The sequence below is a fragment of the Bacteroides cellulosilyticus DSM 14838 genome, assembly GCF_000158035.1.
Lineage (GTDB): Bacteria > Bacteroidota > Bacteroidia > Bacteroidales > Bacteroidaceae > Bacteroides > Bacteroides cellulosilyticus.
The window spans coordinates 1-630 of record NZ_EQ973519.1; the positions used below are offsets into that span (position 1 = coordinate 1).

General features: G+C 37.5%; 1 pseudogene. It reads left to right on the forward strand.

The features are described from left to right. Nucleotides 1-487, forward strand: a pseudogene (locus BACCELL_RS25445) (tetratricopeptide repeat protein); the annotation flags it as partial. Between the last annotated feature and the right edge of the window lie 143 nt (nt 488-630).

Here is a 630-nt window from a genome sequence, read left to right on the forward strand (position 1 = left end):
CAATCTGGGAAATGCATATGTAGGTAAAGCCGGTGCATTGAAGGATTTGAAAAAAGACAGTGAGTATCTTGCCACTTTGAAAGAGGGTATAGAAGCAGCTCCGGAAAATAAGACATTGAAAAGACTTCATGCTAATTATTATCTGAACGCCGGTATTAAAGCACAAAAGGCTAATAAACTGGATGATGCTGAGGAAGCTTTCAAACAAGTACTTGCTGACGATGAAAAGAATACCAACGCATTGTACAGCTTGGGTACACTTTCTTATAATAAGGCAGCTTTAGTTCTGAAGAATGCAGCACCATTGGCTAATTCAGATAAAGCTAAGTATGATGCACAGAAAGAAATCGCTGACAAAAACTTCCAGAATGCTAAAACGTATCTGGAACGTGCACTCCCCTTACTCTCGGCAGACAAACCTCGTGAAAAAAGTATGATAGATAATATTAAGAAACTATTACCGCAAATTGAAGCGCAATTGAAATAATCTATCGAAAAGAAGAATGAAAAAGCCGTGTTGGAATTCCCCGACACGGCTTTTTATTTATAGTATGTTATTTATTTCGTTTTCTTCAATACTACTGCTGTACGGGCAGGAATATATAACTTCAACCATTCCTTCTTCTCTTT